This window comes from uncultured Salegentibacter sp., assembly GCF_963972535.1.
In the GTDB taxonomy this organism is placed as follows: domain Bacteria; phylum Bacteroidota; class Bacteroidia; order Flavobacteriales; family Flavobacteriaceae; genus Salegentibacter.
This window is the reverse complement of sequence record NZ_CAXAVR010000148.1, coordinates 1-5,180: the sequence shown is the minus strand read 5'-3', so window position 1 is coordinate 5,180 and position 5,180 is coordinate 1. Positions and strand designations below refer to the sequence as shown.

The 5,180-nt window shown below is 36.3% G+C and carries 7 protein-coding genes; 3 read left to right on the top strand and 4 right to left on the bottom strand.

Annotated elements, in window-relative coordinates:
* From AACZ30_RS12755 to holA, 3 genes are all read right to left on the bottom strand, one after another.
* Nucleotides 1-251 (bottom strand): MBL fold metallo-hydrolase (locus AACZ30_RS12755; protein ID WP_339649793.1); only part of this gene is annotated, 251 nt, incomplete at its 3' end.
* Nucleotides 252-334: 83 nt separating this feature from the next.
* Nucleotides 335-1,237, bottom strand: coding sequence for a 1,4-dihydroxy-2-naphthoate octaprenyltransferase (gene menA, locus AACZ30_RS12750; RefSeq protein WP_339649790.1), 903 nt, complete (start codon nt 1,235-1,237; stop codon nt 335-337).
* 1 nt (nt 1,238) lies between these two features.
* Nucleotides 1,239-2,243, bottom strand: a complete 1,005-nt coding sequence (holA, locus tag AACZ30_RS12745; RefSeq protein WP_339649788.1) for a DNA polymerase III subunit delta — start codon at nt 2,241-2,243, stop codon at nt 1,239-1,241.
* 70 nt (nt 2,244-2,313) lie between these two features.
* Between holA and AACZ30_RS12740 the strand changes: the two genes are divergently transcribed.
* The 3 genes from AACZ30_RS12740 to AACZ30_RS12730 all read left to right on the top strand — a co-directional run bounded on the left by AACZ30_RS12740 (nt 2,314) and on the right by AACZ30_RS12730 (nt 4,698).
* The gene (locus tag AACZ30_RS12740; protein WP_339649786.1) at nt 2,314-2,781 is read left to right on the top strand and encodes a type I restriction enzyme HsdR N-terminal domain-containing protein; all 468 of its coding nucleotides are present in this window, start codon (nt 2,314-2,316) and stop codon (nt 2,779-2,781) included.
* The gene (locus AACZ30_RS12735; RefSeq protein ID WP_339649785.1) at nt 2,778-3,773 is read left to right on the top strand and encodes a glycosyltransferase family 2 protein; all 996 of its coding nucleotides are present in this window, start codon (nt 2,778-2,780) and stop codon (nt 3,771-3,773) included. The genes AACZ30_RS12740 and AACZ30_RS12735 overlap by 4 nt, the downstream gene beginning before the upstream one ends.
* Nucleotides 3,774-3,864: 91 nt before the next feature.
* The gene (locus tag AACZ30_RS12730; protein ID WP_208224766.1) at nt 3,865-4,698 is read left to right on the top strand and encodes an OmpA family protein; all 834 of its coding nucleotides are present in this window, start codon (nt 3,865-3,867) and stop codon (nt 4,696-4,698) included.
* 71 nt (nt 4,699-4,769) lie between these two features.
* On the opposite strand, the gene AACZ30_RS12725 is transcribed toward AACZ30_RS12730, so the two are convergent.
* The coding region (locus AACZ30_RS12725) for an alpha/beta hydrolase (protein ID WP_339649783.1) at nt 4,770-5,180 on the bottom strand (411 nt) is incomplete at its 5' end.

Here is a 5,180-nt window from a genome sequence, read left to right as displayed (position 1 = left end):
CCTTTTTCTTCGTAATGATTTGCGATCTCAAAATTACTCACAATTACAGCACCTGTATTTTTGGCAATTTCTTCAGCATCTAAAGTATGATCCTGGTGTGCGTGGGTGAGTAAAATATAATCAGCTTTAATGTCTTTGATATTGATTTTATCTTTGGCCAGTTCATTCCCGGTAATGAACGGATCTACCAAAACATTGATATCTGCTATTTTAATTCCGAAGCAACTTTGTCCGTAATACGTGATTTTCATAATATAATTTTTATGTTCGCCCTAATTTAAGGATTCGCTGAAAAAGGTTAGAAACGCCCAAATATATAATTTTGTTAAACTTCTTACCATATCTGGCCTAAACCAAAAAGTACAGCGGTGGCAAAGGTAGAAAGGGCTAAAATTTTAAGTTCAGGATCTAGTAAAGTAGCATTTTCATTTTCTACCACTCTTTTAAGATGCATTATTAAAGGAATAAAAGCCGGCAGATAAAAAAAATCGTTTACACTTTCCAGGGTAAGTACGGTGAATAAAACCAAACAAAGTATGGCTCCCAGAATAAGTGCATAATGATAGTTTTTGGCATTTTTAGCGCCGAGTTTCACTACAAGAGTATTCTTTCCCGCTTTTTCATCAGAAATTCTATCTCTCATATTATTGAGATTTAAAACCCCCATACTTAAAAAACCGATACTGAATGACGGAAGGATCACTAACCAGTTCCATTGATGTGCATATAAAAAATAAGAACCGTAAACGGCAACCAAACCAAAGAAAATAAACACAAAAACATCTCCCAGCCCACGATAACCGTAAGCCGATTTACCAACTGTATATTTTATGGCTGCAGCAATTGCCCCAACTCCCAGTAGGAAAAAAAATAAAGCATAACCTAAATTTTCTTTCCCGAAAGCAGCATAAATAAGTAAAACAGCAAATAATAAGGTAACAATTGCAGTGATTACAATTCCCTGAAACATTTCCTTTTGAGAAATAAGTCCGCTTTGTATGGCCCGTTGCGGGCCTACCCTATCTTCATTATCGGTTCCTTTTACCCCATCTCCATAATCGTTGGCGAAATTTGAAAGCACCTGTAAACCTAAAGTTGTGGCCAGCGCCAAACTAAATATACTAATACTAAATATGCCCTGTTCTACAGCGATTGTAGTTCCAACAATAATTCCCGAGACCGATAATGGCAAAGTCCTTAACCTGGCAGCGCTAATCCACGAATTTATTTTACCCATTTTAGTTTAATATCTTAACCATTAATTCTTTAAGTAAATCGCCGTGAGAAATATTTACCGCGCCCACGCCTTTTCCTTTTACATCACTTTCGTGCAGCAGGCCAATAACCTGGCTCACTTTTTTCATCGGATAATTTTTTGCAGCAGCAACATAATCACCTACAAAATAAGGATGTACTTTTAGCTGTTTGGCCACGTTGGCTTTAGATTTATCGGGCAGACCGTGATATTGCATAATTTGGGAGAAATAAGAAAACAAAAGCGAAATAGTAACAACCATAGGATTGTCTTTCGGGTTTTGCGCGAAGTAATTTACAATGCGGTGTGCCTTTAAGGAGTCTCGCATACCTATGGCTTTTCGCAACTCAAAATTATTAAAATCCTTGCTTATTCCTATATTTTGCTCAATAAGTTCGGGCGTAATTTGAGTCCCTTCCGGAGTTATAAGCTGAAGTTTATTTAATTCATTATCAATTTTACCTAGATCTATTCCTAAAAATTCTACCAGCATTTGTGCTGCCTTGGGTGAAATTGTATAGTTTCTTGCCTTCAGAGTTTTCATAATCCAATCGGCCACCTGGTTTTCATAAAGGCGTTTGCTTTCAAACAAAACCCCATTTTTCTTTAAGATTTTTGAAAGTTTCTTCCGCTTATCAAGACTTTTGTATTTATAGCAAAAAACCAGGGTAGTTGTAGGTTGCGGATTTTCGGCATAAGCAACCAGATTTTCAATTGTGCGGGAAAGGTCCTGGGCTTCTTTTACAATAATCACCTGCCTTTCAGCCATCATTGGGTAGCGCTTGGCATTGCTAATAATTTCGTCTACGCTGGTATCGCGGCCATACATTATAATTTGGTTGAAGCCTTTTTCTTCTTCGGCCAGTAAATTTTGCGCTATAAAATCTGAGATCCTGTCTATATAATAAGGCTCTTCGCCCATTAAAAAGTAAAGCGGCGAAACACTGCCATTTTGAATATTATTTACAATCTCTTTTGCTTCTTCCATTAACCTGAAGGATTTTTTAAATTTAAACCGAAGCTTGCCGCGCTGTGGTTTTGTTTCTTACTTTTGGGCTATGTTAGCGCTAAATTTTCCAAAGTATAATTTTCGGTTCAAAAATAGTGAAAATAAAATAGCCGTTTTTGATGAACTCCGGAAAAAGTTTGTGGTCTTAACCCCCGAAGAATGGGTAAGACAACACGCGGTTAAATTCCTTACTTTAGATAAAAATTACCCGAGAAACCATATAAACGTTGAAAAGCAACTCAAGCTTGGAAAGCTTACTAAACGCTATGATGCGGTAGTTTTTTATCCTGACGGAAAAATAAAAGTGGTGATAGAATGTAAAGCCCCACATATTAAAATAACCCAGGAAGTTTTTGACCAGATCGCCAGGTATAATTTGAGTTTAAAAGCCGATTATTTAATGCTTACCAACGGATTGCAGCATTACTTCTGCAAACTTGATTACAAAGAAGAAAAATATCATTTTCTACCTGAAATTCCCGATTATATTTCTTCTAAAACTTCTGAAAAACAATGAGCACCGCAGTAGTAATCTTAAATTGGAATGGCCGCAGTTTACTGGAGCAGTTTTTGCCTTCGGTAATTCGTTTTTCTGAAGGTGCCAATATTTACGTAGCTGATAATGCTTCTACAGATGATTCGGTAGAATTTGTACAGGAAAATTTTCCGCAGGTCAAAATTATTCAGAATAAGGAAAACGGCGGATTCGCCAAAGGTTACAACGATGCGCTTTCCGGTTTATCCGAAGATATTTTTGTCTTGCTAAATAGTGACGTAGAAGTTACTAAAAACTGGCTAAACCCTATTCTTGAAATCTTTAAAAACGAACCTAAAACGGCTGCAGTCCAACCAAAAATACTTGATTTTAAAAGAAAAAACTACTTTGAATATGCAGGAGCAGCCGGCGGCTATATTGACAAATATGGCTATCCATTTTGCCGTGGGAGGATCTTTGATACTTTAGAAGAAGACCACGGGCAGTATAATGACGATACTCCTATTTTTTGGGCCAGCGGTGCTTGTTTTGCAATTAGAAATACAGTTTATTGGGAGGCCGGTGCGCTCGATGAAGATTTTTTTGCCCACCAGGAAGAAATAGATCTATGTTGGCGAATCCATAATTTGGGCTATCAAATAAAATTTTCTGGAATTTCCAACGTTTACCACGTGGGTGGTGCTACCCTGGATAGTATGAATCCCAGGAAGACGTTTTTCAATTTCAGAAACAGTTTATATATGCTTTTAAAAAATGTGCCCACTCCTAATGTTTACGGCATTTTATTTATGAGAATGATCCTGGATGGGATTGCGGGAATCAAGTTTCTGATAAATGGGAAATTCTCACATTTATATGCTATCCTGCAGGCGCATACCGCTTTTTACCGTAATTTTCAAAAAATGCATAGAAAACGAAGAGGAATTACAAAAAACTCTGAATATTATCAGGTAAAATCTATTATTTGGTCTTATTTTTGTTTAGGCAAAAATGAATTTTCTAAATTAAAATAAAGGTATTCAAACTTATAGTAAAGCTTCTTTTTCCGCTTTACTTTTTTTTGATACTTTTGAATCATCTAACATTAATAACAATTACAAGATTATGAAACGAATTATGCTTTTATCGGCAACCGCCGTTCTTTTGTTTTCCTCTTGCGTATCTAATAAGAAATACGCTGAACTGGAAGAAAAACAAAAACAAACCCAGGATGAACTAAACACTGCAACCATTAAATTAAATGCGTGTTTAGAAGATAAACAAAACCTTAACCAGCAAATCACAAGACTTAACAATACCAACGCGGCATTGCTTAACAACGTAGGTGACCTTGCCACTCTTTCTAAGAAAGAAGCAGAAAACCTTGAACGTTCTCTTGAAAGCATTAAAGAAAAAGACCTTGCTATCCAGAGTATGCGTGATGCTATTAGCAAAAAAGACTCTGTAACTTTAGCGCTTGTAACAAGCTTAAAAGGTGCTTTGGGTAATATGGCCGATGAAGACATTGAAATAAATGTTGAAAAAGGTGTAGTTTACGTTTCTATTTCTGACAAACTTTTATTTGACAGTGGAAGATACAATGTAACCGACCGTGCTAAAGAAGTACTTGGTAAAGTTGCTACTGTAGTTAAAAACAAGCCAGACATCGAGTTTATGGTAGAAGGACATACTGATGATAAAGCTATCAAAACTTCAATGTTTGAAGATAACTGGGATCTTAGTGTAAAAAGAGCTACTTCTGTAGTTAGAATTCTTCAGGATGAGTTTGGTGTAGCACCAGCTAGAATGACTGCCGCTGGTAGAAGTTACTATGTTCCTGTAGCTACTAACGAAACTGCTGAAGGTCGTGCAAAAAACAGAAGAACAAGAATTGTAGTTCTTCCTAAACTTGACCAGTTCTACGGAATGATCGAAGAAGGAATGAAATCTGCTAAATAAGCTTTGATTCTTTTAAATATAGAAAAACCCCGCGATTGCGGGGTTTTTTATTTTCTAATAAGGTGATAATGCTATTTCTTTAAAAAGCGTAATAAGATTTCATTAAACTCCTTTTTGTGCGTCATCACCAGGCCGTGTGGTGCGCCTTTAATTACTTCAAAAGTATTATCCTTAACCAGGTCTTTACTTTTCTTACCGGCAATATCTATTGGCACAATTTCATCATCATCGCCATGGACTATTAGCGTTGGTACATCAAACTGTTTTAGATCTTCTCTAAAATCTGTTAATCCAAAAGAATCTACACAATCCAGTGTGGCTTTAGATGAAGCTTTGCAGGCAATACTCCAATCGTAATGTTTTTGATCTTTACTAGTACGATCTTTATTTTTATCATAATTGTAAAACTTATCGCCAAACCCAGCTAAGAAACCTGCGCGGTCTTTTCTAATCTCCTCTTTAAAACCTTCAAAAACTTCTTT

Excerpts from the sequence above, each read along its gene's own strand:
- menA (WP_339649790.1), bottom strand. The coding sequence starts at position 1,237 with ATGGGTAAAATAAATTCGTGGATTAGCGCTGCCAGGTTAAGGACTTTG.
- holA (WP_339649788.1), bottom strand. The coding sequence starts at position 2,243 with ATGGAAGAAGCAAAAGAGATTGTAAATAATATTCAAAATGGCAGTGTT.
- AACZ30_RS12740 (WP_339649786.1), top strand. The coding sequence starts at position 2,314 with ATGTTAGCGCTAAATTTTCCAAAGTATAATTTTCGGTTCAAAAATAGT.
- AACZ30_RS12735 (WP_339649785.1), top strand. The coding sequence starts at position 2,778 with ATGAGCACCGCAGTAGTAATCTTAAATTGGAATGGCCGCAGTTTACTG.
- AACZ30_RS12730 (WP_208224766.1), top strand. The coding sequence starts at position 3,865 with ATGAAACGAATTATGCTTTTATCGGCAACCGCCGTTCTTTTGTTTTCC.